Annotated in this window: 35 protein-coding genes; 16 read left to right on the plus strand and 19 right to left on the minus strand. The window is 61.5% G+C overall.

Annotated features, from left to right (window positions below):
* Positions 1–32 precede the first annotated feature (32 nt).
* From V6B97_RS00810 to V6B97_RS00845, 8 genes are all read right to left on the minus strand, one after another.
* Entirely contained in the window at positions 33–356 is a 324-nt protein-coding gene (locus V6B97_RS00810; RefSeq protein ID WP_333504592.1) for a hypothetical protein, read from the minus strand.
* Between the two features lie 28 nt (positions 357–384).
* The gene (locus V6B97_RS00815; protein WP_333504593.1) at positions 385–1,293 is read right to left on the minus strand and encodes a hypothetical protein; all 909 of its coding nucleotides are present in this window, start codon (positions 1,291–1,293) and stop codon (positions 385–387) included.
* Between the two features lie 16 nt (positions 1,294–1,309).
* On the minus strand, positions 1,310–2,209 hold the full coding sequence (locus V6B97_RS00820) for a DUF1351 domain-containing protein (RefSeq protein WP_333504594.1): 900 nt from the start codon (positions 2,207–2,209) through the stop codon (positions 1,310–1,312).
* A 2-nt stretch (positions 2,210–2,211) separates the two neighbouring features.
* Entirely contained in the window at positions 2,212–3,261 is a 1,050-nt protein-coding gene (locus V6B97_RS00825) for a hypothetical protein (protein WP_333504595.1), read from the minus strand.
* A gap of 56 nt (positions 3,262–3,317) precedes the next feature.
* Positions 3,318–3,608 carry a hypothetical protein gene (locus V6B97_RS00830; RefSeq protein ID WP_333504596.1) on the minus strand — a complete coding sequence of 97 codons (291 nt, stop codon included), beginning with the start codon at positions 3,606–3,608 and terminating at the stop codon, positions 3,318–3,320.
* Positions 3,609–3,610: 2 nt separating this feature from the next.
* Entirely contained in the window at positions 3,611–3,745 is a 135-nt protein-coding gene (locus V6B97_RS00835) for a hypothetical protein (protein ID WP_333504597.1), read from the minus strand.
* A 5-nt stretch (positions 3,746–3,750) separates the two neighbouring features.
* Complete coding sequence (locus tag V6B97_RS00840) at positions 3,751–3,894, minus strand: hypothetical protein (protein WP_333504598.1); 144 nt, start codon at positions 3,892–3,894, stop codon at positions 3,751–3,753.
* A 526-nt stretch (positions 3,895–4,420) separates the two neighbouring features.
* Positions 4,421–5,017 (minus strand): hypothetical protein, encoded by a 597-nt coding sequence (locus V6B97_RS00845; protein ID WP_333504599.1) that lies wholly within the window; start codon positions 5,015–5,017, stop codon positions 4,421–4,423.
* Positions 5,018–5,542: 525 nt separating this feature from the next.
* On the opposite strand from V6B97_RS00845, the gene V6B97_RS00850 reads away from it, so the two are divergent.
* Positions 5,543–6,592 (plus strand): IS481 family transposase, encoded by a 1,050-nt coding sequence (locus V6B97_RS00850; RefSeq protein ID WP_333504600.1) that lies wholly within the window; start codon positions 5,543–5,545, stop codon positions 6,590–6,592.
* A 26-nt stretch (positions 6,593–6,618) separates the two neighbouring features.
* On the opposite strand, the gene V6B97_RS00855 is transcribed toward V6B97_RS00850, so the two are convergent.
* The 4 genes from V6B97_RS00855 to V6B97_RS00870 all read right to left on the minus strand — a co-directional run bounded on the left by V6B97_RS00855 (position 6,619) and on the right by V6B97_RS00870 (position 9,520).
* A complete protein-coding gene (locus tag V6B97_RS00855; protein ID WP_333504601.1) occupies positions 6,619–7,137 on the minus strand; it encodes a hypothetical protein in 519 nt (172 codons plus the stop codon).
* Positions 7,138–7,243: 106 nt separating this feature from the next.
* Positions 7,244–7,798, minus strand: coding sequence for a hypothetical protein (locus V6B97_RS00860; protein WP_333504602.1), 555 nt, complete (start codon positions 7,796–7,798; stop codon positions 7,244–7,246).
* Positions 7,773–8,810, minus strand: a complete 1,038-nt coding sequence (locus tag V6B97_RS00865; RefSeq protein ID WP_333504603.1) for a hypothetical protein — start codon at positions 8,808–8,810, stop codon at positions 7,773–7,775. Before V6B97_RS00865 ends, V6B97_RS00860 begins: the two co-directional genes overlap by 26 nt.
* A 26-nt stretch (positions 8,811–8,836) precedes the next feature.
* Positions 8,837–9,520 carry a helix-turn-helix domain-containing protein gene (locus V6B97_RS00870; RefSeq protein ID WP_333504604.1) on the minus strand — a complete coding sequence of 228 codons (684 nt, stop codon included), beginning with the start codon at positions 9,518–9,520 and terminating at the stop codon, positions 8,837–8,839.
* A gap of 143 nt (positions 9,521–9,663) precedes the next feature.
* Between V6B97_RS00870 and V6B97_RS17370 the strand changes: the two genes are divergently transcribed.
* Positions 9,664–9,882: a helix-turn-helix domain-containing protein gene (locus V6B97_RS17370; protein WP_081437326.1), complete on the plus strand. Its 219-nt coding sequence runs from the start codon at positions 9,664–9,666 to the stop codon at positions 9,880–9,882.
* Positions 9,883–9,954: 72 nt separating this feature from the next.
* Positions 9,955–10,263: a hypothetical protein gene (locus V6B97_RS00875; protein ID WP_333504605.1), complete on the plus strand. Its 309-nt coding sequence runs from the start codon at positions 9,955–9,957 to the stop codon at positions 10,261–10,263.
* Here the strand turns inward: V6B97_RS00875 and V6B97_RS00880 are convergent.
* The 3 genes from V6B97_RS00880 to V6B97_RS00890 form a co-directional block, all read right to left on the minus strand.
* Positions 10,235–10,435, minus strand: a complete 201-nt coding sequence (locus V6B97_RS00880; protein WP_333504606.1) for a hypothetical protein — start codon at positions 10,433–10,435, stop codon at positions 10,235–10,237. The genes V6B97_RS00875 and V6B97_RS00880 overlap by 29 nt on opposite strands.
* Positions 10,436–10,542: 107 nt before the next feature.
* On the minus strand, positions 10,543–10,839 hold the full coding sequence (locus V6B97_RS00885; protein WP_333504607.1) for a hypothetical protein: 297 nt from the start codon (positions 10,837–10,839) through the stop codon (positions 10,543–10,545).
* 161 nt (positions 10,840–11,000) lie between these two features.
* Complete coding sequence (locus V6B97_RS00890) at positions 11,001–11,240, minus strand: hypothetical protein (protein ID WP_333504608.1); 240 nt, start codon at positions 11,238–11,240, stop codon at positions 11,001–11,003.
* A gap of 59 nt (positions 11,241–11,299) precedes the next feature.
* On the opposite strand from V6B97_RS00890, the gene V6B97_RS00895 reads away from it, so the two are divergent.
* From V6B97_RS00895 to V6B97_RS00910, 4 genes are all read left to right on the plus strand, one after another.
* On the plus strand, positions 11,300–11,722 hold the full coding sequence (locus V6B97_RS00895; protein WP_007526798.1) for a phage regulatory CII family protein: 423 nt from the start codon (positions 11,300–11,302) through the stop codon (positions 11,720–11,722).
* A 955-nt stretch (positions 11,723–12,677) separates the two neighbouring features.
* On the plus strand, positions 12,678–13,589 hold the full coding sequence (locus V6B97_RS00900; protein ID WP_333504609.1) for a hypothetical protein: 912 nt from the start codon (positions 12,678–12,680) through the stop codon (positions 13,587–13,589).
* The gene (locus tag V6B97_RS00905; RefSeq protein WP_333504610.1) at positions 13,586–14,218 is read left to right on the plus strand and encodes a hypothetical protein; all 633 of its coding nucleotides are present in this window, start codon (positions 13,586–13,588) and stop codon (positions 14,216–14,218) included. The genes V6B97_RS00900 and V6B97_RS00905 overlap by 4 nt, the downstream gene beginning before the upstream one ends.
* Entirely contained in the window at positions 14,215–14,682 is a 468-nt protein-coding gene (locus tag V6B97_RS00910) for a DUF1064 domain-containing protein (RefSeq protein WP_333504611.1), read from the plus strand. Before V6B97_RS00905 ends, V6B97_RS00910 begins: the two co-directional genes overlap by 4 nt.
* 8 nt (positions 14,683–14,690) lie before the next feature.
* On the opposite strand, the gene V6B97_RS00915 is transcribed toward V6B97_RS00910, so the two are convergent.
* From V6B97_RS00915 to V6B97_RS00930, 4 genes are all read right to left on the minus strand, one after another.
* Positions 14,691–14,996: a HigA family addiction module antitoxin gene (locus V6B97_RS00915; RefSeq protein ID WP_333504612.1), complete on the minus strand. Its 306-nt coding sequence runs from the start codon at positions 14,994–14,996 to the stop codon at positions 14,691–14,693.
* A gap of 10 nt (positions 14,997–15,006) precedes the next feature.
* Positions 15,007–15,285, minus strand: a complete 279-nt coding sequence (locus V6B97_RS00920) for a type II toxin-antitoxin system RelE/ParE family toxin (RefSeq protein ID WP_333504613.1) — start codon at positions 15,283–15,285, stop codon at positions 15,007–15,009.
* 598 nt (positions 15,286–15,883) lie between these two features.
* Positions 15,884–17,017, minus strand: coding sequence for a DNA-methyltransferase (locus V6B97_RS00925; protein ID WP_333504614.1), 1,134 nt, complete (start codon positions 17,015–17,017; stop codon positions 15,884–15,886).
* Positions 17,018–17,027: 10 nt separating this feature from the next.
* Positions 17,028–18,407, minus strand: coding sequence for a restriction endonuclease (locus V6B97_RS00930; protein ID WP_333504615.1), 1,380 nt, complete (start codon positions 18,405–18,407; stop codon positions 17,028–17,030).
* Between the two features lie 265 nt (positions 18,408–18,672).
* Here V6B97_RS00930 and V6B97_RS00935 point away from each other — a divergent pair, with 265 nt between their 5' ends.
* The 9 genes from V6B97_RS00935 to V6B97_RS00970 all read left to right on the plus strand — a co-directional run bounded on the left by V6B97_RS00935 (position 18,673) and on the right by V6B97_RS00970 (position 24,454).
* Positions 18,673–19,080 carry a structural protein gene (locus V6B97_RS00935; protein ID WP_333504616.1) on the plus strand — a complete coding sequence of 136 codons (408 nt, stop codon included), beginning with the start codon at positions 18,673–18,675 and terminating at the stop codon, positions 19,078–19,080.
* Complete coding sequence (locus tag V6B97_RS00940) at positions 19,077–19,493, plus strand: hypothetical protein (protein ID WP_007526809.1); 417 nt, start codon at positions 19,077–19,079, stop codon at positions 19,491–19,493. The genes V6B97_RS00935 and V6B97_RS00940 overlap by 4 nt, the downstream gene beginning before the upstream one ends.
* A 14-nt stretch (positions 19,494–19,507) precedes the next feature.
* Positions 19,508–19,741, plus strand: a complete 234-nt coding sequence (locus V6B97_RS00945) for a hypothetical protein (protein ID WP_333504617.1) — start codon at positions 19,508–19,510, stop codon at positions 19,739–19,741.
* 97 nt (positions 19,742–19,838) lie between these two features.
* Positions 19,839–20,270: a helix-turn-helix domain-containing protein gene (locus V6B97_RS17375; RefSeq protein WP_442935450.1), complete on the plus strand. Its 432-nt coding sequence runs from the start codon at positions 19,839–19,841 to the stop codon at positions 20,268–20,270.
* Entirely contained in the window at positions 20,267–20,662 is a 396-nt protein-coding gene (locus V6B97_RS00950; RefSeq protein ID WP_333504618.1) for an HNH endonuclease, read from the plus strand. Before V6B97_RS17375 ends, V6B97_RS00950 begins: the two co-directional genes overlap by 4 nt.
* Before the next feature lie 72 nt (positions 20,663–20,734).
* Positions 20,735–21,304 (plus strand): terminase TerL endonuclease subunit, encoded by a 570-nt coding sequence (locus tag V6B97_RS00955; RefSeq protein WP_333504619.1) that lies wholly within the window; start codon positions 20,735–20,737, stop codon positions 21,302–21,304.
* 47 nt (positions 21,305–21,351) lie between these two features.
* Entirely contained in the window at positions 21,352–22,530 is a 1,179-nt protein-coding gene (locus tag V6B97_RS00960; protein WP_333504620.1) for a phage portal protein, read from the plus strand.
* Positions 22,517–23,218, plus strand: a complete 702-nt coding sequence (locus V6B97_RS00965) for an HK97 family phage prohead protease (protein WP_333504621.1) — start codon at positions 22,517–22,519, stop codon at positions 23,216–23,218. Before V6B97_RS00960 ends, V6B97_RS00965 begins: the two co-directional genes overlap by 14 nt.
* A gap of 12 nt (positions 23,219–23,230) precedes the next feature.
* Positions 23,231–24,454, plus strand: coding sequence for a phage major capsid protein (locus tag V6B97_RS00970; protein ID WP_333504622.1), 1,224 nt, complete (start codon positions 23,231–23,233; stop codon positions 24,452–24,454).
* The last annotated feature ends 23 nt before the right edge of the window (positions 24,455–24,477 follow it).

Below are 24,477 nucleotides of genomic sequence, written 5' to 3' on the forward strand. Positions count from 1 at the left end.
GGGGGATGCCCGGTCGCCACGGCTGCGCCGGGTCAGGAGGCTTTCACCATGTCGGGGAACCACAGGGCGGCCCAGGGGCACACCGATCCCGAGACTTCCTTGTCCTCGTCCAGCTTGAGGACAAACGCCCGTTGGCCACCCTCAACGGGGTGCATGTACACGGCCGTGGTGAGGTCTTCGTCCTCGTTGCCGAACATCACGATCTCGCCGGGCTTGAGCGTGGCGATGCGCTTGGCATAGGCAAGGGCATCGCCCTCGTTCTCGAACTTCGGGAAGTTGGCGCGCTTCCGTTCGCAGGCGCAGTCCTCCATCCCCATCTTGGCCAGAATCCCCAGAAAACCAGCTTCACGAGTCATGTCTTGCTCCTTGGTCAGGGGTGGTCGGTTACTGCACCGCTTCGGCTTCGGCGTGTGCGGCCATGGGCGGCACCGGGATGGGGTAGTCGGGATCAATGTCGGAATCATCCGGCCCGCCATCGTCCGGCGCGTCATTGCCGGTCACCTCGGCGTCGTGAGCATCGAAGCCGGGGGCGTCCTCGGGCAGTTCCTCGCCGTTGTCGGCCACGTCGTCCGCAGGCTGGTCCGCCGGGGCGGGGCGGGTGTTCATGATCAGGGGAAGCTGCCGTTCCTCGGCAGTCATCTTGCGGCGCCGCACTTCTTCGTGGGGCGGGTGGGCGTCGGTCCAGACCATTTCGCAGGTGTTGTAGTCGGCCACCAGGTCGCAGAAGATTTCGCGCGTCTCGGTGCCTTCGCGCACGACCTTGGACAGGGCGCGGCGTTCGTCTTCCTTGGCGTCGATCTGCTTCTTCAACGCCTTGCTCACCCGGTCGCGTTCGGTTTCCAGTTCCTCGATCTCGTCATCAAGGCGGGCCATCTCTTCGGCGTACTCGACCTTCTCGGCCTGCGTCAGTTCCTGCGTGACGGTGATCGTTTCCTGCCGCAGCCAGTTCTGGTCGTTGGCGACCACCGACGCGCCGGGTTCTTCGGTGGCCGCGTCGTCTTCGCCGGAGGCGTCGGCCTGCTCGGCATCGGTCGGAGCCGGGGCCGCGCCCATGCCGTCGGTCAGGCCCTTCTCGTCGCCCAGCCACTCGGGAAGGTTGATGACCACGCCGGCGTCGCCCTTGGTGCCGGTGAATTCGATCTGGCTGAGGGGCAACCAGTCCTCGACCTCGCCGCAGCGGATCAGGATTGCGGCGTCGGTCTCCTGGAGGATGTCGGCGGTGATGGTGATGAAGACGGTGTTCTCGGGGAGATCGGCCTGAACCGGGGCCTTTTCCTTCTTCCTGCGGGCCATGGGGCCTCCTTTCCGGCTACGCGGCGCGCATGCCGGGGGTGCGGGTGAACGACGCGCAGAGGCTTTCGAGATGCCGGAGCGAGGCCAATACAGCAGGCTCGCGCATGGCGTCGTATTCGAGCGTGATGGTCAGCGTCTTGCGCAGGGGGCGTCCGGGGGCGGCGGCAGGGGCCACGGGCTGGAGCACCTGCGCGGACCGGGATGGGGTGGCGGCAGGAGCCGCCGGGGCGATGCGCATGGCCTGCGCGCGCGCCGAATAGGCCTGCTCGATCTGGGCCAGTGCTTCGGCCAAGGGCACCTGCAAGTCCTGCAAGCGCAGGAAGGACGAGGCCGGGAGGGAGAAGCCGTAGATTTCGGCCAGGGCTTCGACCTTCTGTTCGATGGCCACGGCCCGGTCCTGTTGCGCCTGTTCGAGGGCGGCGCGTTCCCGCTCTTGCTGGATGTGGCGCAGGATGATCGCCTCGACCTCGGCCTTGATGGTCTTGAGGGGCTTGGTCTTGTTCAGCCAGGCATCCTGAATCGGGATGTCGAGGCCGGGCAGCCCGTGCTCATCAAGGGTGGCCGTGATGAGGAACTGGACCTCCCGGCGCTTGTCCGCGCGCTGGAGTTCCTCGAACGCCTTCACCTGCGCATTGAGCCCGGCGCGGGCCTCCACGATGATGGCGGTGACCGCCTTGATCTGCTCCTCGAACTCCCTGATCGGGGCGCTGACCCGGCGCACTGCTTCCTTGCGGGCCGCTTCGAGCCGGTCGCGCACCTTGTTCAGGCCAGCCATCTCGGACTTGATGGCAGGCACCATGTCCTCGGTGACCACGAGCCCCTCGTAGTTGGCCACGATGGCCCGCACCCACGCTTCGAGTTCCTCGGCGTTGAACGAGATGGCGGGCAGGGTTTCGGTGATCTTCGGTTCGGTCATGGCTAGAACCCCGAGGGCATGTCGCCCATCTGCTGGTTGGCATCGGGCGGGATGTTGAGCAGCGCACCGGACTTGATGCCGTCGATCATCTGGGTGGTTTCGGGCTTGGTGAGTTGGTCGATGCTCTGGATCGAGTCGTCGCCGGTCATGTGGCGCGCGAGGGAGACCAGGGCCACCTCATCGAGCCCGGCCTTCTTGCCCTCGTTGCGCAGCATGGCGAGTTGCGCGGCAGAGGGGGCCGGGGGCTGGTCCGGGTTGTGGGCGGGCTGCTGGTTGCCCTGAGGCGGGGCGGTGGTCTTCTTGCCCGCGCCCTGGGGCTTCGGCTGCTGCGTGGAGGTGGCGGCACCGGCACCGGGAATGACCTCGGGCATGTCCTCGATGTCCTGCGTGAAGATGTCGGAGGCGGCAGTGGAGGTGAGAACCGCGTCCACGAGGGCGCGCTTCTTCGCCATCTTGAGCACCGTGTTGTAGTAGTCGGCGGGGTTGTCGTGCTCGACGCGCTCGCCGTGGGTGCTGACCATCCAGCGGCCTTCCGCGTCCTTCTTGGTGCCGAACTTGGAGCCGGGCAGACCGGCCTTGTTGGCAATCTCGCGCAGGATGCGGGCGGCGGCGGTGGGGTCGCTGCGGCGGGTGTCCCAGTAGTTCTTGGGCACGGGGACGGAGGTGATCTCGCCATCACCGGCCCGGTAGCGGTACTTACCCTCCATGGTGGAGCACAGGCCCACGCCAGCGCCGACCATGACGCCGGTGAGGATGGACACGAGCCGAACCATCACGCGGTACTCGCGGTGTCCGCCGGGCATCTCGCGCTCCTGGATGTCGTATTCGGGCGCGAGCCGGAACGTCATGGCCAGCTTCTCGGCCCCGGCCTTGAGCAGGGTCGGCTTGTCGCCGCAGCCGGGGATTTTTCCGAAGTGTTCGCCGTCCTTCATGACTGCGTGCATCACCTGCTGGATGTGCCCCACCTGCGCCACAAGGTCGGTCACCGGCATGTAGTTGGCCGGAGCCGGGGCGTGAGGCGAGATGGGCGCAAGAGTCTGTGCCTGGTTCATGCTGTCCTCCCGTGACAGGGATGTGGGAAAGGTGCGGCGCGGGGCCGCGCGGTGCGCTAGGTCGCCGGTGCCTGGGCCACCTGTTTCAGGCGCTCGCGGGCCGCGAGTCCCTTGTGGTGCCAGTTGACCGCATCGGCGCGGGCGCTGGCGTCCCTGACTTCGCGCCGGAAGCTGTGGCCGTGGTGCGAGGGGATGCAGAAGTAGTGGGGCATGATCTCGACCTCGCAACCGGTGTCGGCCATGTCCACGGCGTAGCCCCATGCCTCGACTTCGTTGGGGTGCTCGACCGTTTCGAGGTGGATGCGGTCTGCGCCCTCGCGGGTGTAGGCGATGGTGAACCACTGCATGGTTACAGCCCCCCGTCGATGAGGATAGTGCCCACGTGCGCCGCCACGGCCAAGGCCGCGATAATGGCGCAGGCCACGCCCATGCCGGTAAGCGCAGGCACGACGGCGGCGGTGAGGAGGTTTTTGAAGGTAGGCATCGCCGCTACCTCCACCCCTGCGCGCGCTGCCACGTGCGGGCCTGCGCGCTGAGCGCCCCGATCTGCATGGCCACGATGAGCAGGGCCAGCATGTCGGCGCTGTTCGCCCAGACGGGCTTGCCGTTCACTCTGGTGATGATGGTCGCCATGTTCCCTCCGCCGGTAATGAATCAGGTTCGATACCGTGGCCCATTCCCTGCCGTCGCGTGCCTTCCCGCTCCCAAGGGCTTGCGGCTTGCCGTGCTCGGTACTTGCTGGGCACCACCGTCCTTGGCTCCTTCCGCTCGCTCTGCCGGGGTGGCGCTGCTCGTGGGGTGTTCCTCGGTGGTGGTGAATATGTTTTATGTCATAAAACATTGCGAGTCAATTTTTTCATGTTTAAAATCATTAAAACTGATAAAAAAAACACCGCCCACTGGGGGGGGGCGGCGGAAAGTGAGCCCCCAAGGCGGGGGCTCGAAAGTCCGGTTGGTCAGAACCGGAAGCGACGGGCGCTACTTCTTCTTGGACGGCGGAGGAGGTGGAGGGGCCTTGCGATCAATAATGCGGTCGCCAGTCCACCCGTTGGTGACATGCTGAGATGTCGGAGCCGGTGGCGGGGGAGGAGGTGGTGGGGGCGCAGAGGGTTTCTTACTGTCGCTCATCTGTATCACCTCCTTTATCCGCCAGTTGCGGTCAACAAAGCAGTGTCAGGATGGCACATCCCACGGAAGCGAGTATGCCCCATGACATACATCTTAGTTTTTTGCCTCTTGAGTTGGATTCTTTTAAATGACTAGTGATCGCGTTGCTTATGTCTTGAATAAGAGCAATTCTGTAGTTATCGCGGTAATCTTCGTCGCAGTCTGCATATGCCATATTCGACAAAGCTAACCAGCCATGTGATGTGGGTGAACTTGTCGAGTTCCTTCCGCGCATTGTATCAACGCCAAGGATAAAGACAGCCATGGAAAGCATCAGTGATAGCGATGAGAGGGCTTTAAATATCTTGCTTTGTATATTTATTTCCATTCCGATGAACGAAATAAGCGTATTTGACCCTGATACATCTGCATAGAACGCAAGCTCGGCAGCAAAAACAACGGTAGATATCCAGAGATACGTTTTTATTGTTGAGTGCTGAAAGCTCTTTAGGGTGTACGTTGTGTGGTTATAGTCGTCCATTGCAGAGCGAACAATAGATTCAAGTGATGCACAATATTTTGCATTATACGCTATTCGCTGTGCATCTGTGGTGTCGCACTGCTGTGGAACATTCTGTTCCTGTGCCATGGCGGCCCCCCCTTTGTTTGTTTCAACCATAGCCGCAAGGATGATTGCAGGGGAGATTAGCAAAGAAGGCGAAGGAGACGCAACTCCTCACAGGCCAACGGGCCAGGAGGCAGGGCAGATGCGTCGGCGGCGAACGCCGCCGGGGCTGTTGTGAGGCACAAAGGGCCATCACCATGAGCAGTCGGTTCATTGAACCTCCTCGACCGATATCGGCCATGCTGGTGAAAGCCCTTCCCCAAGGGTGGGTATCCTATATCAGGGGGGTGAGAGGGGGGCAATGATGAACGTGGTGGCGAGGAGGTAGTGGGGTTGTGTATCTCGGTGGCTATTCAGCGGAATGGGTTTTTAACATCTTGTTATAGTTCGCCTCGAAAGTGGGTTGTCTAGGGGTGGCAAGGGAGGCGATGTGTGCTGAGCTAGTTATTACCTGACAGTAGGCCTTCCGAAAGGAAGTGGTCATGCCGTGCCCGTCTGGGGTAGCGATGAGGTTGCGAAGCTTCATCAACCACCAGCAAGGAGACCGACATGACCACTGGCAAGAAGGTAGCACGAAGGAAGTTGAGCCTGCTAGAGCTTGCAAGCGAACTGGATAATGTGAGCAGGGCGTGCCGCATCATGGGGTATTCGCGGCAGCAGTTCTATGAAATCCGACGCAATTACCAGACGTTCGGAGCTGAAGGGCTTGCGGACCGCCTGCCGGGGCCACGAGAACCGCACCCGAACCGGGTGGACGAGGCGACGGCAGAAAGGATTCTGGCGCACAGCCTTGAGTTCCCGACGCATGGCCCGGTGCGCGTGGCTCAGCAACTGGTGCTGCAAGGTGTTCAGGTCAGTTCCGGGGGTGTGCGGGGCGTCTGGAGCCGCAACGGGATGCTGACCCGGCATGAGCGGCTGCTGCGCCTGGAGCGGCATGTACGAGATACCGGAATCGCCCTGAATGACGATCAGGTTCGCACCCTGGAGCGATTCAGCCCGGAATTCCGGGAGCGGCATATCGAAACCCGATGCAGCGGCGATCTGGTAGCCGTGGATACGTTTTTCGTGGGCACGCTGAAAGGCGTGGGGAAAATCTATCTGCAATCGGCCATCGACTGTCACAGCCGCTACGCCTTCGGCAGGCTGTACACCAGCAAGCTGCCGGTTACGGCGGTGCATATGCTCAACGAGTCCGTGCTGCCCTTATTCGAGGAGCACGACACGCCGGTCGTCACGGTGCTTTCGGATAATGGTCGGGAATTCTGCGGGCGTCCCGACAGACATCCCTACGAGTTGTTCCTGCAACTGGAAGGCATCGAACACCGGACAACCCGCGTCAGGCGCCCGCAAAGCAACGGCTTTGTGGAGCGACTGCACAGGACATTGCTCGACGAACATTTCAGAATTCAGGGGCGCAGGAACTGGTACGAGTCCCTGGACGAAATGCAGGCGGACCTGGACGCTTACCTGCACCACTATAACCACGAACGGACGCACCAAGGCAGAAGCATGAACGGCCGGACACCCTACCAAGCTTTCCTTGATGGCCTTCCCGAAGGCCACCTGGAAGAGGACAGCGAAGGACAGCAGGCGGCCTGATCAGCGCCTCGCCGGGCACGGCAGTGTCAGGTGAATACTATCTCTGTACAGGCGATGCTTGCTTTTTGAACGCATATTTTGTCGTTGCATTGGTAAACGCCAAAGGAAAACGAGGCGTATGCAAGGATGATTGCGAGAGAGCTTAGCACGGTCAGCACAATTCCTATTTTGCTGTACAACGTGTCGTATTTTGCTGATTCATTTACTGCTATGTCGTTATGTGGAGGTGTAAATATAGATGACTTCCACGATTCTGCGATGAAATATTGAGAGAGATACGAAATTCCTGTAGCGAAAACGCTCAAGAGCGCACCAATAGCAAAATATTTGACGTCTTCTAGTAGGCGTGGGTTGCCGGAGCCAAGTATGGCGACAGCAGCTGCACCATTAAGGAGAAAGCAGCCCCGAAGAGCCATTTTTCCGTATTCGATCGTTGCAAGATTGCTGCTGTTGTAGACGACGCCACGGGCTTTGAGTTGTTCTAAAAATATTGATCTGCGAAACTCAAGCTCCGAGGCGTGTTGTCGTTTTTCTGGGCTGTCCATGGGAATGCCTAGGGTGTTGCGGTGGTGGGGGGAGCATCATGCCAATATGCGTGCTCGCATCGCAAGCTGTGCAAGCGAAAAGCCCCGTCGGCGGGGCTTATTTATGTTATGGTGCGTGGTCAGTCTTGTCGCTAGGATTGGGCTCTTGTGTCTCCGTAATATTTCCTCTGTAACGTTTTCTGCATGCATCCTTCTCAATGATGAGGTCTGTTTCTGTCTTGAAGAGGTCGAAAGGTTGCAGAGCAAGGAGGAGAGTATAAATTTGAATGGCTGTTGCTACGCAGAGTGAGGCGAAGCCGACACCGCGTAGTTCTGGAATAATATGTACGGCGTATGGTACTTTTTTGATTAATGGAGCTAGCAGTGGTGCCATGAGCGAGTAGGTGATGATGTATAGTGAAGACGTTATTGGCTTGAAGAGTTTTCGTGTAAGGTCTTGAGCATCTTTTTGGGATGCTGTTTGAGTGTGCACCATTGGAAACAAAACAGCTAGCCACGCTCCTACAACGCCAAATATGAGCACAGACGTCTGTCTTAGAGTGTCAAACGCCTGAAGCTGATTTGAAAATGGGATTGATTGTCCGTAGGCGTAACCAACGAAGAATATCGCAATTAGGGCTCCACCTGCGAGTATCCTAGCGATTGTTTTGGGGATACGCACTGTTGATGATCCATTCACGTTTTTCTTCAAGTGCCTCTAATAGCGAGGAGGCCCTGATGATTCCCTGTTCATTTATATGAACGTTAAGGTCGATTTCTCCCTTTGCAAGGCATCTCCCTAACCATTCTATTTCATTTGCATTGCCCCGCATTCTGAACCCGACGTCATCGCTCCCTTGGTTGCCTCGCTGCGTCTCCCACGCCGTGATGATGTCTTCCAACTCTTCCTTGGATGGGGTGTAGGCAAACTCGGTATCAAAATCTACTTCAACCGGCTGCACCGCCTTGGTTCGCATGCCCACTCTGGCAAGAGCGGCTTGCCAGAGGGCGGTGTCGTTGGCTTTGATTAGCGGGGTAAGTTTTGTCTTCTGAATGATTTTTGTGATGTGGGCACGCCTCGCCTTAATGGCTTCGATTTTGCCGGGGAGGCGGCGTCGTTTGGTAGCAAAGGCCGGTCTTAAGGTCTTGGCCGTTTCTTTTGTCGCGCCATATCTGGTCGCGATTTCGCCTTTTTTGGTTCTAAATTCTATGACATAGGGGGAGAGGCACCTGAGAAAACCGTCAACGTACTTGCAAAGGGCGCTTTGCCCGTTGTTTGTCCGGTCAAAGCGAATGGTCACGAGTACGTTCATCTCAGGAATGATCCAGAAATATGTTTCGTACCCGGCAATATACCCATCTGGAAAATTTGATGTTCGCACATCAGAAGCCCCAACCTGGGCAAGTCCATTAATTGCTGCGATTTGCCCATCCGTGTCGGGTGAGGCGTTCCATGTGGTTAAGACAAAACTGTTTCCTTTTTCCATCTCATAGCAGTATACTTTGTAGTCATCAGAGTCTTCTTCTGGTTCAAATGTTGCTGTTTCATATATTGATTTTCGCGATTTTATCCATGTGTAGAGTGTTGTAAACGCATCTTTTGCTGTGCAAAACTCATGTTGCCTCTTTCTAAACGTGTAATACCCACATTCTGTGATTTCATAAAACATAAACTTTGCAGTTTTTCTTTGCATGATTCAGTCCTGCACGCGTCTTTGAGTTACTTCCCGCTCACATCGCTCCACGCCCAGATAACCCGGCCGACGATGGCCCGGTGCCAATCCCCTTCGAAGTCGCGCTTGAGGCTGTAGACCTCTGGCGGATACACCGCCGCGTTGTCCGAGTAGTAGGTGAGGCGGTAGTCCTTCTCTTCCGGCAGGTGTTGCGCATGCACTCGCTTCACCTTGCCCGCCCCATCCGGGTCCATCACAAGCATGATGCGCCCCGGCCTATCTGCGTTCTTGTCCTGTCTGTCCACAAGCACAATGTCGCCCGGTGCCAGCGTCGGGGCCATTGAGTCCGATCCCTTTGCAATCCGCACGGCGATCAAGTCTGCCCTATGGCGGATGGTTTCCTGGTGCCTCCAAACGAGGAACCAGGAGATCAGTTGCCCTTGGGGAATGATGCCAGGTCCGGCCCCGGCCTCGTCCACCAGCGGGACGGCGTAATAGTCCTCATGCTCTGGCGAGGGGAGACCGTTCCCGGCAGCAACCACCTTGGCATCCACCCAGCAGACTTCGCGGGAGGGGAGTTGCTCATCCGGAAAGACTAGGCGCGCCCCGATCGCGTCTAGGAGTTTTCCGACGGATTCAAGGGATAGGCCTTTTTCGTTGCGGAGATAGCGCGAGACTGAGGCCTGCTCCACATGGGCCTCCGCAGCCAAGTGCGAGGGATTGCGGAACATTCCCTGTGAAGCCCTGATTAGGCCATCTCTGAAGTCTTCTTTAAATCCCATGCTTGGACAGAATCATAGGTTATGAATTTTGTCATATGCTGAAAGTCTTTGTCCGTATTGCATCATGATGTTTAAAGACATAAAATGCGGGCATGCGGCAAGACGACTTTCGAACAGCTTTGCGGGCAGTAATGGCTCGTCGCAGCCTGACCCAGACGGCGGTTGCGCAGGCCTGTGGAGTTGAGCAGGCAAGCCTTTCTCGTTTCTTGCGTGGAGAAAAGGGGTTGAGCGGTGAGTCTGTTTTTAAGCTGCTCCCGCTGGTCTACGGCACCTCTCTCCCTTCCCCCACCCCTCCCCGCGACGCGGCCTGACGGCATGTCATGCCCATGCTGCCGGGCCGCGTTGTCACTTCAACCCGCCTGCGGGCGGAACCAGGAGGCAGCATGTCCCGATCTCTCATGACCGAGGCCACGGGCCAGCAACTGCTCACCGAACTCCGAGCCATCCGGGAAGAGGTGGAGGCGGTCAGGCGGCACCTGACCACCTCCTTGGATGCCAAGAGTGCCCTGCGGATTTGGCTGGCGGCGTTTGATAACTCCAGAGCCGCATACCGCAAGGCTTTCCGGGATGATCTCGACGAGGGGCAGGGTGATGGGGGGCGCTACGTTGCCCCTCGCCTTGACTACACCGGGCTGCGGCGAGGCCTGCATGCGCAGAGGGAGCTTATTCGTCGTCGAGTTCCGTCTTTATGACAGCTACGACGTTTTCGCCGATCTCGTTCAGGACACCGTTTGCGATCTCTTCCATCTCTTCCTGTGTGAGCGGTGTTCCTTTGCGCTGCTGGTAGAAGTTGAACGCTGCATACCGTGCGTTGACGAGCAGGGCGCCGAATACCTTGTGCAGTGCGCGGGTGTTGTCGTCCATCACAATCTCCTTGGTTGAAGGTTGGGGTGGTTGCCACCTCCATACCGAGGGTGCGCAGCCGGGGGCAACTACGCCCCCGGCATTGCGGGCGGGAGGGTGATCCCCCGCTACAGTTGGCAGATGACCTTGGCGATGCGGCCCGATTGCGTGGCGTCATAGTCAGCGCGTGGGCCGGGAAACGGGATGTCTGTGAGTTCGATCTCCTCGATGTCCTCCAGCCGGTAAGTCCTCCAGCCAGCAACAGGGGACGGCACGTCCGGGATGGGTGGTTGGTAGGACTTGAGCAGGAGCTTGCCGTTGGCGCTGAGCCCCAGAAGGTGTGGCTCGATGATGCATTCATGCTCTGCGCTGCGGACGAAAAGGCAGCAGCGGTTCCGGATGGCGGTACTGATGAGATCGTTCATGAGGTGCCCCGCGAGAATGAGTGTGTTGGTGGGTAGTTGTCTCCTCCTGTGGGGTAGGGCGGGCACACGGGCAAGGTCAATTATGCAGCATGATTTTTACAGGACGCGGGGCGCTGCTGCCGGAGGGGACTGGCCGGGTGCTGGCGGTACAGCATCCTGCATCAAGGGTGCGTCGGCAGTCGTAGCTGGTACTCGGCGCGCAGGCGCGCCCCATGCCCTCCCGCGTGGTGACGCAGAGCCGTTGCAACCACGGCATCAAGCAGCGAGCCGGACAACGCGGGGGAGGGGAGCAGGACGGATCGCCAGTCCACATCCTCCGGCGAGGTCAGGCGGACCAGGGCGGCGTGGTTGCCGTTCAGGCACCGGCGGCTGGTGACGTGGGCATGTACCTTCTTTTCCATGCTCACACGTTACCCCGCCATGCGTGAAGGGAAAATGAAACTTGTCAGGAGGTTGTTTAATGCGCGCGTTGGAAGATGTGATCGCGGACATGGTGGAGAACTCGGGGCGGACCCTGACGGCCATCGCCGCCGAGATCGGCAAGCACAAGTCCACGCTCTCGCGCGAGCTTTCCCCCTATGACGCAGGCGCGAAGCTCGGCGTCGAATCGCTGGTGCCGCTGATGCGCGCCTGCGGCTCCGTGGCCCCGTTGGAGGCGCTGGCCGGGTTCATGGGCTACGGGCTGCGGCCCCTTGGCGGCGAGCCGGATGGCCGGAGCATGGAGGACGAGTGCCTGCAAGGCTACGAGGCCGTGACCGACTTCATCAAGGCCGCGCGCGCCGGGCGGCACTACACCGACCTCATGCCCAGGCTGCGCGCCGCACTCAAGGAATTGGAGGACGTGGTTGTGCGCGCCAGAGACCGGGACAGCGGCGCAGGGTAGGTGCTCTCCGTGGCGCGTGGTGTGGTTGCAGACTGCGGAGCCAATCTGGCTGCGACGCAGTGGCGCATAGCCCGAAAAGAGAGAAGCCCCCGTGGTGCAGACGGAGGCTCCTCAGAGAGGGAGTACATCGGAGGCGATGTGCTCTCAAGATGTGTAGTGTCCACTTCTGGTGCGGTCAACATGAATTGCTGATGTTGTGCAATAACCACAAATGGATACGCAAGGCAGGATAGCGCGGCGATGACGCCGTGTGCCCATGCATGAAGGGGGCGCGTGTGACGGGACAGTACAGGCAGCGTGAAGTCCAATTGGCGGGCGATTCCCGGCACTGCGATGCAGGAGTGGCAAGCCTGCGTGCATCCGGGGTTGGTCGCTCCCCTGCGCGGAGCGATGCTCAGGGCGTGCCCTGTGGATGCCCCTACCGCCCCAAGTCGCCCGAGCAGATCGGCTACACGACGCCAGAGGCTGCCCGCGCCGCGTACCTCCGATATCCCCACCTGCGCCCGTGTCCCTTCACCAAGCCGCCCTGGCAGTGGCTGCACGTCGAGTGGTGCAAGACCCGTTGCTGGGGGAGGAGGGGGCAGGAACCAGAGGGGAGGGGGAGAGGGGGGCACCCTGTCCGGTGAGGGCGCTTGTATTCATACCCTTTAAAAGACGCGTCTGGGGTTCACAGGTAGTTGGGTACGGACGGCAGGGTGCATTTTTTCGCCGACGCTAAAAGACGCGGTCAAACCGTTCACGTTAAGGCTTGGCGAATGGGTGTCCACAGTAAAGATCAGCCAAGATTATTACAGGAATTTCGTGGGTTGAAGTTTACCCATGTGGTGAGAATAAGGGGACTGCCTATCGAAAGGCAGCCGTTAGAAGCAGGTCGTTTGCATATCTCGCACAGCCTCCGGAAATCCGTGGCCGGACATGCGAGGGTGGCGGCAACGCCGCTTGAGTGGAGGACGTGATGAATTGGTTCCGCTGGTACACAGGGGCCGCTAGCGACCCGAAGTTTCAGGTCGTGGCCCGCAAGTCTCGCCAGAACGTGGCCGCAGTCGTGGCCGTCTGGGCGATGCTTCTGGAAAGGGCCTGCGAGTCCAGGGACAGGGGCATGGTCGATGGTTTCGACTGCGAGGGGGCAGACGCCATCCTTGGTCTTGATGACGGGGCAGCATGCGCCATCGTCGAGGCCATGCGTGCCAAGGGGATGATCCTGAACGAGCGCATCGCAAAGTGGGACGAGCGACAGCCGAAACGAGAGGACGTCACCGCCACTGACCGCAAACGCGCCCAGCGTATGCGGCAGCGTGACGCGACTGCATGTCACGACATGTCACGCGATGTCACGCACGGTCACGAAGAGTCACGCCCCGTCACGCATGGTCACGACAGAGGAGAAGAGAAGAGAGAAGAGAAGAATAAAGGCACCCCCCCTACCCCCCCGTTGGGGGGTGGAGACGGGTTGGGGCCGGTCGATTCTCTCCCTCCCGAAGAGGCTGATGCGCCAGAGCCGCCTCGCCATGTCCCGGACATCGAGCTTGAGCAGTTCCTCGACGCCTACCCTGAGCGGGCCCGGCAGCCGATCTACGCCGTCTTGCCGTCGTGGCTGGCCATGAAGAAGGCCAGGGCGTACCCCGGCCTTCCCCGGCTCTTCGATGCCTTGTCCGAGTGGGAGGGCAGCGAGCAATGGGCCAAGGAGGGCGGACGGTTCATCCCGTCGCCCCAGAAGTTCCTCTCCGGGCGGTTTTGGCTCAACAAGCCGCCACGGTCGCCGGACCCGTACGCCAACCTGCGGGGCAAGTCGTTCCACGAGATCAACACCGCCGACTATGAGGCCAGGCTGGCCAGAGAAGCAGAGCAGACGGAGGTACGGGCATGAGCAAGGCAACGCCACGGAACATGGGGCGGACGGCATTCGAGGCGCTGGTGAGCGATGTCTACGCGGGATTCGGGTGCAACCCGCCCGGCGAGCGTTCCCGCGACATCTGGTTCGAGCAGTGCGGGCATGTCCCGTCGGGGCCACCGCTGGAGTGGATTCGGCAGCGTCTGCTCGACGGCGCCACGCTGCCGCGCAACCTCGGCCAGGCTATCCGCGTGCTGTGGGAGGAGTGGCAGGCCAACCACCCCGAGCAGGTGGTCAGCGATTCCCGCTGCTGCCCCGAGTGCGATGAGCCGGGGGTGATCTTCGCCTGGGCACCGGCCCGCGATCCGCGCACCGGTGCGGACACGTGGCAGCGCCTGGTCCGCCGGTGCCGGTGCCATCCCGGCGGCAACGGGGAGAGCCGACGCGACATCGAGGCGCTGGGACTCATGGTCATGCCGCGCGGCTACGTGGGCGGCACCGTTGCCTTCGAGCGCGAACGCCTCGGGCTCTACCCGGACAGGGGCAACCATGGCGGGCCGGTGCCGCGCGCAGTGCGGGCATTCGAGCGTGGCGGCGTGGACTGGCAGGAGCGGCCGGAGCACGAGCGGGCGCGTGCCGAGGCTCTGGCGGGGGCCGCACGATGAGCACGGTCAGCGCAGCAGAGATCAAGGCGGCTGGGGGGCTGGAAAAGTGGATGCGCAACCGTGCGCCGGTGCAGGCAGCGCCACCCGTGCAGCGCCCGGCGGGTGTCCCGGCGCCGGTGAGGGCCAAGGGGCGGCTACCCGCGCCCGGCCGGACCTACCGCAGCGAGGGGATGAATCAGACCGAGGCCCGGTATGCCGAGCATCTGGCCGGCCTCGAACGGGCGGGCAAGATCGTGGGCTGGGACTACGAGGGGCTCAAGCTGCGGCTCGCCGACAAGACGTTCTATACGCCCGACTTCCTCGTCATCCGGGCAAGCGGCGTTGTCGAACTTCACGAGGTGAAAGGGCACTGGGAAGATGATGCCCGCGTGAAGATCAAGGTCGCGGCCAAGCAGAAGCCCTGGTTCACGTTCGTGGCCGTGAAGCCCGGCAAGCGCGGTGAGTGGGACGTGGAGAGGTTCTGATGCCCGGATCAGTAGGCGTGGGCCGTACCGGCGGAAGGATGCGGACGGATATGCAGCAGATCGTCGCCCTTGTCGCGCTGCACGACGGACAGGTCGTAGGCGGATTGCAGGTTCATCCAGAAGGCCGCGCTGGTCCCGAAGAACCGGGCAAGCCGCGCCGCCGTGTCGGCGGTGACGCCGCGCCGCTGGTGGACGATGTCCGAAATGCGGGTGGCGGGCACCCCAAGCGCCACGGCAAGGGCATGGGCCGTGATGTTCAGGGGCTTCAAGAATTCTTCGTTCAGAATTTCGCCGGGGTGGGTGCGGATGCGCATGGCGGTATCCTCAGTGGTAATCCACGATTTCGACATCATGGGCGGCCCCGTCGCGCCAGACGAAGCATATGCGCCATTGGTCATTGATTCGGATGCTGTGCTGCCCCTGCCGGTCGCCCTTGAGTGCTTCGAGACGGTTGGCCGGAGGGATGCGCAGGTCGTCAATGCATGCGGCGGCGTCGAGCATGTCGAGCTTGCGCAGGGCAACGCTGGTGAAGGCCCTGAACCTGCGGGTTGGCGCGCCCTCGAAGAGTGCCCGTGTTTCCTTGCAGCGGAACGATGCGACCATTTCCCGTCCAGCGTTTACCGTTTGTCGTTAAATTAAGGGGGGCGGTCATGTCTGTCAACATGCGGTCCGGAGTGGTGCCGGATACCATGGAAATGCGCGCGAGCGCCGGGAGGACGTGCTGATGGCGAGGCCTTCGTGGGCTCCACTGTGTCCGGATTGCGGGGCTCAGCTTCGATTCAGGTTTTCTCGTGTCTATGGGCCTGATGATCGAGAGGCAGACTACTTTTGCCCCGGCTGCGGCGCGACAGGCACGCGCAGGGAACCCCATTGTGCATGGGTGAGGTGGAGTCCCGCCATTCTGGTGGAGACAAGAGGAGGAGATTTGCTGCCGGAAGAATCTAGAGATGTTGCGCGCAACTGATGCAGTTTGTTAGTATGATGGTAATTAGCTTGGGAAGCGTGACAGTTCCGATATTCCGTAAAGGGTGCCATGCGGGTTTTTGAGGTCTTCCTGTCGCATGAGGCCATGGATTGACAGATCACTATGCCTAAGTGGCAATGTCATTGATTTCAAGTTTGCTATATTAAAAGCCTCAATCGCGTGAAGTGCGATATTGCGATAGATTTATGATATCAAAGAGAACAGTCAGCTTCGCGCTCAACGATTGCATCGCCAATCTGTTTTGGACATAGGCTCAACATCACTTGAGCCATCGTGAGCTTTGCTTGATGCTTTGCTTGGAGCAGTAGATTTGATAGCGCGTTTTTTGCCTCCATCCTCGGCGAGTGTGTCGCCGTGACTGCCATTCCAGAGGATGCCAGGGCGAGGGATCTTATAGTAGTTTGCTTCGTCGTCTAGCTTTGTAGCGATGGATGCCCGAGCGGCAAGCGCTTCCGCGTTGTCGGATGTAAAGCGTCCGAGCGCACCTTCTAGATACTCTTCGTTGAGTTCTGCGCACACCCACTTCCGTTTGAGGCGTTCAGACACTTCGCCTGTGACGCAACTTCCTCCGAATGGATCGAGCACTGTATCGCGTTCATCCGTGCACATCCTGATGAAGTATTCGGGAAGCTCGGCAGGGTAGCGAGCAGGGTGTGGCTTGATACCATGCTCCTGGCAGAAGCGGTGATAGACGCCGTTGCTTTCAGTGTTAGGTAGGGCGATGAGATTTGGCGGAATGGCCGCGCCGTTGTCGATGGCGAATTTCTCGCTGATGTCGTGGCCCGAAGGCCGCCTTTGTGCTTTGTAACCCTTGGCAAGCAGGTGCTTCATGCTAGGGCTGTAAGGTTGCAGCACGCGGCGATTGCTGGCCTTAGGCCACGGGGTTTTAGACAACCACCACACGGTATTGATTGCGTCCTTCACACGGATGCGACGTACCGTAACCCACTCGGCAGGTGTGGGGAGCTTCGACGGGCTCCACCAATAGAATTCTTGCGCTAGATGGAAGCCAAATTCTTCGCATAACATGATGAGTAGCTTGAAGTGATACAGGCTACGCGTCGGCTGACCGGGCATCCACGCGCCACCGATGTCAATCACGAGGCTACCGCTGTCTTTGAGCACGCGATTGAATTGCTGAGCGAAAGGCTGGAACCATTCGAGATATTCATGAGAGTCGGCGTTGCCATATTCTTTCTTGCGGACGAGCCCGAAGGGCGGGCTAGTCATTACAAGGTCAACGCTGCCCGGCTTCATGCCCGCCATCACGTCAAGACTGTCGCCGAGATAAATTTTCCCGTGTTTGGTTTTGTGGAACAACAACGGCTTCTGAATTTTTCTGTTTGGCATGATGGGATACTTATAAGTCAATATTTTTTAGAGTCATCGCGTTGTGCGCTTCGCGTTTGAAAGCATCGGCGATGCTTGCAGGATTCTCTTTGATGGCTTCCAAGTCTTGTCGATCGATCATCACGACGCAGAGATTCGAGTCCTGCATGATTTTATTGGCGTAGCGGCGAGCATCTTCGCCGATGGCACCAGTGCTGACCATCACGATGACAGTGCTCTTAAGAAAGTGCGTTAGGCCAACTTCCTTCGCCACGTCATCAAGAGACACGCGCGCCGTGTTTTTGCACTGAACCTGCCAGCGCGAATAGACTAATCGGGACGAGTGGAAAATGAGATCAACCTCCGCACCACCAGTCGCGGAGATATTGCGGAGACGGGTTGCGATGTAGTCCATCCCGAGGATGCGCATGAGCTTGAAGGCCAGCGCCTCAAGAGCAAGCCCTGCAAGGTATTTGTCGTCGGCATCAAGCTCCGTGAGGATGTCGTCAAGGGGCTTGGTCAGTAGTGCGATGAGTTTCGGGTCTAGCTGGTTTTTCAGCTGGTTGAGTAGCGGCTCCACAAGGTCGCTGCGCAGCTTCGCAGTGGGCGTCACCTCCATCGGCTTACCGCCACGGCCACTGGTGGTCTTTGTGAAGTTGATGTACCCGGCATCTCGCAACGCGTTTAGTATCGCCTGCGGCAAATTCTTGTCGGGGAAGCGAACGCCATAGGTGGCTGCGGCTAGGTCGCGGATGACGTTGGCGGGCTGCGGGGCGGTCACACCACAGTTAGCGAGCGCTAGGAGGAAAGCGCGTTGTTCGGGTGTGAAGCGGGCGAGTGCAGCGAACTCGTCACTGTCTGCGCCGATCAGTGCGCGCAGTCGTGCCTCGTTGATACGCCAACTGCCAGCAGCGAACACCCCCGCCTTTTCCAGCCAAAGGCGCATCATGCTCGGATGCTTGCCGCCCTTGGGAAAGTGGATGCCGCGCTCTTCGAGCGCGTGGCGCAGCGCGTCGAGTGTGACGCGCTCCCCCGCGATGGTCATCTCTTGGATGCAGCGCACCAACGCCATGCCCTTGAGGTTTAGTAGGATGTGCGTGCCAAGTTTGTCGTAGAGATTGGCCTCATCGCTGCGGATGTCATAGAGCACCCGGCCGAACTCGGTTAGGGTGGCCATATCGTCGATGAGCCCATAGGCTCTCATACCCAGACGACAGTTCATAGCGAGGGTTTGCTGGTTCTTGACGCTGCCTCCACCATGTTCCGCGAAGTACTCTGCCCGGATGGCGTCTTGAAGCGCTTTCTGGTCGCCCCCGTGTTTGTCAGCGAGATCAAGCAGCCGAGGGAGATTGACCTGCGAAGGGGAGAACTCGCTGCCAAAGGGAAGGTCACTTTTCTGTCCAGTCGCCATTCTCTCTCTTCTTTGTGCTCGTGCGCGGAGCTACACAGGGTTACGATTGTCGATAGTAGCATCTTACGTGAACAACGCGCGGAAGACAACTTTGCGATTGTTGCCCCTAATTTATTGTCGCCGGGCAGAGTGTTCTCTTACTAGTTTTTAGTCCCCCTTTTTTCCGCTTGAGCTTGCTTGCTTGTAAACCCCCGTTTCCAAGCTAGCCTTTCTTGATCTCCCCCCGCCCCCCCGCGCTACGCTTCTCCCAAACAGGAGCGTAGCCATGGCTATCCCGCGCGGCATCCGCAACAACAACCCCGGCAACATCCGGCACGGCGACAAGTGGAAGGGCCTCGCCCCGACCCAGGGCGATCCCGACTTTTGCACGTTCGCCACGCCCGAAGACGGCATCCGTGCGATGGCCGTCATCCTGCTCAACTACCAGCGCAAGCACGGGCTTAAGACGGTCCGGCAGATCATCTCGCGCTGGGCACCCCCGACCGAGAACAACACCGAAGCCTACATCCGCCACGTCGCGGAACGCCTCGGCGTCAGCCCTGACGAGCCCATCGTCGTCGCCGATGTGCTGCCCACCCTCGTCGCCTGCATCATCCGGCACGAGAACGGCCAGCACCCCTACGACACGGCCACCATCGGGCGCGGGATCGACATGGCGCGGGGGCAGGCATGATTCCCGGCCTGCTCGAAGCGATCACCACGGTCGGCGGCATGATCCTGCCGCCGGTCGTGGACCTCGTGCGCAAGAAGGTGCTCGGCAAGGACGACGACAGCCCCGAGCGCACCCTGGCCACCCTCGCCACCACCAAGCCCGAAGTCATGGCCGACTATGTGCGGGCCACAGCCGAGTCCCAGCGCGCCCAGGCCGAGTTCTTCAATCGTGACGTGTCCGGCACCCCCTCGCAGTGGGTGGTCGATCTTCGCGCCGCCATCCGGCCCGCCGTCACCGTGGCGGCCGTGGTCGTGCTCGCCGTCGGCTATTTCCTGCCGGACGCCATCGACGAGGGCACCCGCGTGACCTTCTGCGGCATCGCAGGCTCGTGGTTCGGGGATCGGATCAGCATCGGCCGCCGGGCCGCCCGGTAGGTGCAGGGGGCGCGATGACCGCACGTGACGCAAGCTGCTGGATGATCGAGCGCCGATGGGGCCTCGCCCTCATCTTCGCCATCCTCCTCCAGGCTGCCTCCTCGATCTGGTGGGCGGCGGACCTCTCGGCCCGCGTCCGGGCCATCGAGATCGAGCAGGCGCGCCAGCAGTCGGCCATGGAGCGGCTCGCCGCCATCGAAACCGACGTGCGCTGGATTCGCCAGACCCTCGACAGGAAGGGACGCTAGTTCTCGGGCCGCCGCCACGGGCTGCGTTGGTGCGCGGAGCCGTGGGGCACAGGGGCGGGGCCACGCCCGAAGGCAACAACAACCCGCCCCTGCCAACATGACGAGCGAACGCCCATGCACAGACACCTTCGCACTCCAGCGCCGCATCCTTGCGGCAGCCCTGACGCCCACCGAACGGCTCGTCGGGCTCGTGCTGGCGCTCTCGCTCGATGCGCGCTCCGGGCGCGCACGCATTTCCCAAGCCAGGCTGGCGGAACTCTGCGGGGTCACCGTCAGGACCGTCCGACGCGCTGTGGCCACCCTCGTGGACTCCGGACTCTTCGTCTCCCAGCGCACCGGGCGCTCCTCTGTGCTGAGGGCTGCAAGCCCTCCGGAGGGTGGAAAGAGAGGTGGAATAGTGGAGAGGACACCCGTGTCCGCTCTGATAGGACACCAGTGTCCTATCGGCCCCCATCCCTGGGGCCTCGACACCACCTACAGCACCCTCGCCGAAGAGCGATGCAAACGGGAGGCTAGGAGGCGCACATGAGCACCCTCCGGCCCCTCAAGCCCTGTCGGCATCCCGGTTGCCGGGCCCTGACCCGCGACGCCTCGGGCTACTGCCCTCCGCACGCCGAAGCGGCGCGAGGCCGAGCGGCTGAACGCGAGGCACGGCAGGACAAGGCAAGGGGAAGCGCCGCCGCACGTGGCTATGGCCGGGCATGGCGGGCCATCCGCGCCCAGGTGCTCCGCGAGGAGCCGCTCTGCCGCGCCTGTGCAGCCCAGGGCCACCTCGTGCCGGCCACCGACGTTGACCACATCGTGAGCAGGGCACGCGGTGGAACGGACGACAGGGCGAACCTCCAACCCCTTTGCCACCGGTGCCACACCGCCAAGACCAACCGCGAGGACGGCGGGCGGCCAAGGGGAGGGGGAGGGTAAATCTTTGAGTGGGCAATCGGTAGACCGGGATGGTCTCCCGATTTCGCGCGATGTCAAAACTGAGGACCAAAAGTGGCGACAGGACGGAAGCAGAAACCACGCACCCTGAAGGTGCTTCAGGGCACGTTCCGCAAGGACCGGGCAAACGAGGCCGCGCCTGAACCCTCGGCGGTGGTGGCGAACGCCCCTGCGTTCCTTTCGGGGCGGGCGCTGGTGTGGTTCGGAGTGCTCTGCGCCAAGCTCTCACCGCTTGGGCTGGCCTCCGAGACCTTCGAGGAAACGCTGGGCCTGCTGGCCGCCCGTCTTGCCGAGATCGAGGAGCTTGAGCGGTTCATCCGCGAGAACGGTCGCTCGTACACCACGACCACCGCGCAGGGTGACGTGATGTGTCGGCCTTATCCGGAAGTGGCCATGCTGAACGAGGCGCGCAGGCATGCGCATGCCGATGATCCGGTGCTCACGTGGATGATGGGCAACGTGGTGCTCAAGCAGGCGCGCGGCGGCGGGCCGGTGAAATACTTCTACCCGACCAAGGAGCGCGAGAGCTCCAAGATCGACGGCGCCGTTGCCCTGATCATGGCGGTTGGGCGTGCCTTGGCCGCCCCCGCCGAGGAACCGGAAATCTTCGCGGAGGTCTGGTGATGGGCTGGTTGTCCCGCTTGTTCCGGCGCGAAGGGAAGGGCACCCGCATGACCTCCTACGACCTGTTGGCGGAGGTGCTGGGTGGGGTTTTGGCCAAGAGCGGCGTCCACGTGACAGCGGCTACGGCCATCCAATGCACTGCGGTGCTCGCTTGCGCCCGCGTCATCGCCAACGGCCTCGCACAGGTGCCGTTCAAGCTCTACCGGGCGGATGGCCGGGCCCGAATGGAGGCGTCGGCCCACCCGCTGTTCTCCCTCGTGGCCCATGGCCCCAACGAGTACCAGACCAGTTTCGAGTTCCGGCACATGCTCGGACTGCATCTTAGCCTGACCGGCAACGCCTTCGTCTGGTTGAACCGCGTGGGCGACCGCATCGTCGAGATGCTGCCGTACCAGCCGGGCTCCGTGACCGTCACGCGCAACGGGTGGGAGATCACCTACGACCTCTCGACCAAGGACGGAAAGCGGGTGCGGGTGCCTGCGGAGGACATGTGGCATCTCCGCTGGTTGTCCTGGGATGGGGTGTGCGGACTTGATGGTGTGCGGCAGGCGCGCGAGGCCATCGGGCTTGCTCTGGCCACGGAAGAGCACGGTGCCCGCCTGTTCAAGAACGGAGCCCGGATGTCGGGCCTGCTCACGACGGAAATCAACCTGACGCAGGAGCAGCGCAAGGAACTGCGCGAGGCGTGGCAGGCGGCCCACGGCGGGAACGAGAACGCCTTCAAGACCGCGATCCTCGGCGGCGGCATGAAGTGGTTTCCCCTCGTGTCGCCCAACGATCAGGCACAGTTCCTCGAAACCCGACGGCACCAGGTCGAGGAGGTCTGCCGGGCCTTCGGCGTGCTGCCCATCATGGTCGGCCACTACGACAAGGCCAGCACCTACGCCAGCGCCGAACAGATGTTCCTCCAGCACGGCGTGCACACCCTTGGCCCCTGGTACGCCTGCATCGAGCAGAGCGGCACGCAGAAGCTGCTGACGCCGGAGGAAAGGGCAAAGGGCTACTACCTGCGGTTCAACGCCAACGGTCTCATGCGCGGGGCCGCGCGGGACCGGGCGGAATTCTACACCCGGCTCTACGGGGTGGGGGCCTTGTCCCCCAACGACATCCGGGAGCTTGAAGACATGAATCCCTATGAGGGCGGCGACGAGTACCGGGTGCCGCTGAACATGGTGGAACCCGGTTCCGCGCCGGAACGCACGGAGGGAAGCGATGGAAAGGCTTAGCTTCGGCCTGCTCGACCTGAAACTCGCCGAGGGCGCTGGCCAGGATACCGCCTCCATGACGTTCAGTGGGTATGGCGCGGTGTTCGGGAACATGGACGCTTACGGTGATGTGATCGCCAAGGGCGCGTTCACCAAGACCATCGCGGAGTTCAAGACCTCGGGCGTGTGGCCCGCCATGCTCCTCCAGCACGGCGGGTGGGGCATCGGGGCCGACGACTTCACGCCGGTCGGTGTGTGGACCGAAATCCGCGAGGACGGGCACGGTCTCTACGTGGAGGGCACGCTGGCCGACACGCCGCGCGGTCGGGAAATCTACACGCTGATGAAGATGAAGCCGCGCCCGGCCATCAACGGGATGAGCATCGGCTACATCGCCAAGGAATGGGTTGCGCGGTCGAAGCCGGAGGAGCCACGGCGCACCCTCACCGCCATCGAACTTGTCGAGGTATCCCTCGTGACCTTCCCGGCCAACGGAAAGGCTCGGGTCACCGGGGTCAAGAGTGACGGCGAGTGCCCCACCATCCGGGAAGCGGAATTTGCCCTGCGAGAAGCCGGGTTTTCGAGGAAACAGGCGAAGCTCATCCTTGCGGATGGCTTCAAGGGCTTGCCTCTGCGGGACGCTGAGGAAGGCGACGTTGGCGAACTTGCCGCCATGGTGCGGCGGAACATCGACGCCCTCCGGGCGTAGCGGAGACACAACATGAGCGAGGAAATCAAGCGCCTGCTCGAACAGCAGGGGACGGCCTTCGAGGAGTTCAAGAAGGCCAACGATGAACGGCTGAAGGCCATGGCGGAAGGCAAGGCCGTCTCGGAACTCGAAGCCAAGGTCGAGAAGGCCAACGCCGAACTTTCCCGCTTGGGGAAGGAACTGGATGACCTGGCCAAGAAGGCCAACCGCCCTGGTGCGGGCGGCGACGAGGAAGCCCAGCTTCACGCCGAGCACAAGGCGGCGTGGAACCGCTGGGCGCGCAAGGGTGACGAGACCGGCCTGGCCGAGATCGAGGCCAAGGCCGTCAGCGTCGGCACCCCCGCCGATGGCGGCTACGCGCTGCCCATCGAGCAGGACAAGGAGATCACGCGCCTCCTGCGCGACGAGTCCCCCATGCGCCAGGTGTGCCGCGTCGTGACCATCGGAACCGAGGAGTACCGCAAACTGGTGAACCTCGGCGGTACGGCTTCGGGCTGGGTGGGCGAGAAGGCCGCCCGTCCGGAAACCGGCACGCCGACGCTGGCCGAACTCAAGCCCGTGATGGGCGAGGTCTACGCCAATCCGGCGGTCACCCAGAAGGCCCTCGACGACCTGTTCTACAACGTCGAGGCCGAACTGGGCGCGGACATCGTGACCGAGTTTGCGGAGCAGGAAGGCGCGGCCTTCATCCTCGGCGACGGGGCCAACAAGCCCAAGGGCCTTCTGGCCTACCCCCAGAGCGCGGAACCCGACGGCGAACGCGACTTCGGCACGCTCCAGTTCCTGACCACGGGCGTTGCCGGTGGCTTCAAGGCCCGCACTGCCGACGTGAACCCCGCCGATGACCTGGTGGACCTGATCTACACGCTGAAGAAGGGGCACCGGGCCGGGGCCGCGTTCATGATGAACGGCAAGACGCTGGCCGCCGTCCGCAAGTGGAAGGATCTGGACGGCAACTACATCTGGCAGCCGTCCATGCAGGCGGGCCAGCCCTCGCTCGTCTTTGGCTACGGCGTGACCGAGAACGAGGACATGCCCGACATCGGGGCCGGTGCCATTCCCATCGCCTTCGGCAACTTCGCCCGCGCCTACTGGATCATCGACCGCATCGGCATTCGCAGCCTGCGCGACCCGTTCACCAACAAGCCCTACGTGCACTTCTACACCACGAAGCGCGTGGGGAGCATGCTGGTGGATTCCGAGGCGGTGAAGCTGCTGAAGCTCGCTGCGGCGTAACTATGACGGCCGGGGTCGAGAGG

This window comes from Nitratidesulfovibrio sp. 1201_IL3209, assembly GCF_036763125.1.
GTDB lineage: Bacteria > Desulfobacterota > Desulfovibrionia > Desulfovibrionales > Desulfovibrionaceae > Cupidesulfovibrio.

Coding starts and splice junctions, on each gene's coding strand:
- V6B97_RS00810 (WP_333504592.1), bottom strand. CDS start 356: ATGACTCGTGAAGCTGGTTTTCTGGGGATTCTGGCCAAGATGGGGATG.
- V6B97_RS00815 (WP_333504593.1), bottom strand. CDS start 1,293: ATGGCCCGCAGGAAGAAGGAAAAGGCCCCGGTTCAGGCCGATCTCCCC.
- V6B97_RS00820 (WP_333504594.1), bottom strand. CDS start 2,209: ATGACCGAACCGAAGATCACCGAAACCCTGCCCGCCATCTCGTTCAAC.
- V6B97_RS00825 (WP_333504595.1), bottom strand. CDS start 3,261: ATGAACCAGGCACAGACTCTTGCGCCCATCTCGCCTCACGCCCCGGCT.
- V6B97_RS00830 (WP_333504596.1), bottom strand. CDS start 3,608: ATGCAGTGGTTCACCATCGCCTACACCCGCGAGGGCGCAGACCGCATC.
- V6B97_RS00835 (WP_333504597.1), bottom strand. CDS start 3,745: ATGCCTACCTTCAAAAACCTCCTCACCGCCGCCGTCGTGCCTGCGCTT.
- V6B97_RS00840 (WP_333504598.1), bottom strand. CDS start 3,894: ATGGCGACCATCATCACCAGAGTGAACGGCAAGCCCGTCTGGGCGAAC.
- V6B97_RS00845 (WP_333504599.1), bottom strand. CDS start 5,017: ATGGCACAGGAACAGAATGTTCCACAGCAGTGCGACACCACAGATGCA.
- V6B97_RS00850 (WP_333504600.1), top strand. CDS start 5,543: ATGACCACTGGCAAGAAGGTAGCACGAAGGAAGTTGAGCCTGCTAGAG.
- V6B97_RS00855 (WP_333504601.1), bottom strand. CDS start 7,137: ATGGACAGCCCAGAAAAACGACAACACGCCTCGGAGCTTGAGTTTCGC.
- V6B97_RS00865 (WP_333504603.1), bottom strand. CDS start 8,810: ATGCAAAGAAAAACTGCAAAGTTTATGTTTTATGAAATCACAGAATGT.
- V6B97_RS00870 (WP_333504604.1), bottom strand. CDS start 9,520: ATGTTCCGCAATCCCTCGCACTTGGCTGCGGAGGCCCATGTGGAGCAG.
- V6B97_RS17370 (WP_081437326.1), top strand. CDS start 9,664: ATGCGGCAAGACGACTTTCGAACAGCTTTGCGGGCAGTAATGGCTCGT.
- V6B97_RS00875 (WP_333504605.1), top strand. CDS start 9,955: ATGTCCCGATCTCTCATGACCGAGGCCACGGGCCAGCAACTGCTCACC.
- V6B97_RS00880 (WP_333504606.1), bottom strand. CDS start 10,435: ATGGACGACAACACCCGCGCACTGCACAAGGTATTCGGCGCCCTGCTC.
- V6B97_RS00885 (WP_333504607.1), bottom strand. CDS start 10,839: ATGAACGATCTCATCAGTACCGCCATCCGGAACCGCTGCTGCCTTTTC.
- V6B97_RS00890 (WP_333504608.1), bottom strand. CDS start 11,240: ATGGAAAAGAAGGTACATGCCCACGTCACCAGCCGCCGGTGCCTGAAC.
- V6B97_RS00895 (WP_007526798.1), top strand. CDS start 11,300: ATGCGCGCGTTGGAAGATGTGATCGCGGACATGGTGGAGAACTCGGGG.
- V6B97_RS00900 (WP_333504609.1), top strand. CDS start 12,678: ATGAATTGGTTCCGCTGGTACACAGGGGCCGCTAGCGACCCGAAGTTT.
- V6B97_RS00905 (WP_333504610.1), top strand. CDS start 13,586: ATGAGCAAGGCAACGCCACGGAACATGGGGCGGACGGCATTCGAGGCG.
- V6B97_RS00910 (WP_333504611.1), top strand. CDS start 14,215: ATGAGCACGGTCAGCGCAGCAGAGATCAAGGCGGCTGGGGGGCTGGAA.
- V6B97_RS00915 (WP_333504612.1), bottom strand. CDS start 14,996: ATGCGCATCCGCACCCACCCCGGCGAAATTCTGAACGAAGAATTCTTG.
- V6B97_RS00920 (WP_333504613.1), bottom strand. CDS start 15,285: ATGGTCGCATCGTTCCGCTGCAAGGAAACACGGGCACTCTTCGAGGGC.
- V6B97_RS00925 (WP_333504614.1), bottom strand. CDS start 17,017: ATGCCAAACAGAAAAATTCAGAAGCCGTTGTTGTTCCACAAAACCAAA.
- V6B97_RS00930 (WP_333504615.1), bottom strand. CDS start 18,407: ATGGCGACTGGACAGAAAAGTGACCTTCCCTTTGGCAGCGAGTTCTCC.
- V6B97_RS00935 (WP_333504616.1), top strand. CDS start 18,673: ATGGCTATCCCGCGCGGCATCCGCAACAACAACCCCGGCAACATCCGG.
- V6B97_RS00940 (WP_007526809.1), top strand. CDS start 19,077: ATGATTCCCGGCCTGCTCGAAGCGATCACCACGGTCGGCGGCATGATC.
- V6B97_RS00945 (WP_333504617.1), top strand. CDS start 19,508: ATGACCGCACGTGACGCAAGCTGCTGGATGATCGAGCGCCGATGGGGC.
- V6B97_RS17375 (WP_442935450.1), top strand. CDS start 19,839: ATGACGAGCGAACGCCCATGCACAGACACCTTCGCACTCCAGCGCCGC.
- V6B97_RS00950 (WP_333504618.1), top strand. CDS start 20,267: ATGAGCACCCTCCGGCCCCTCAAGCCCTGTCGGCATCCCGGTTGCCGG.
- V6B97_RS00960 (WP_333504620.1), top strand. CDS start 21,352: ATGACCTCCTACGACCTGTTGGCGGAGGTGCTGGGTGGGGTTTTGGCC.
- V6B97_RS00965 (WP_333504621.1), top strand. CDS start 22,517: ATGGAAAGGCTTAGCTTCGGCCTGCTCGACCTGAAACTCGCCGAGGGC.
- V6B97_RS00970 (WP_333504622.1), top strand. CDS start 23,231: ATGAGCGAGGAAATCAAGCGCCTGCTCGAACAGCAGGGGACGGCCTTC.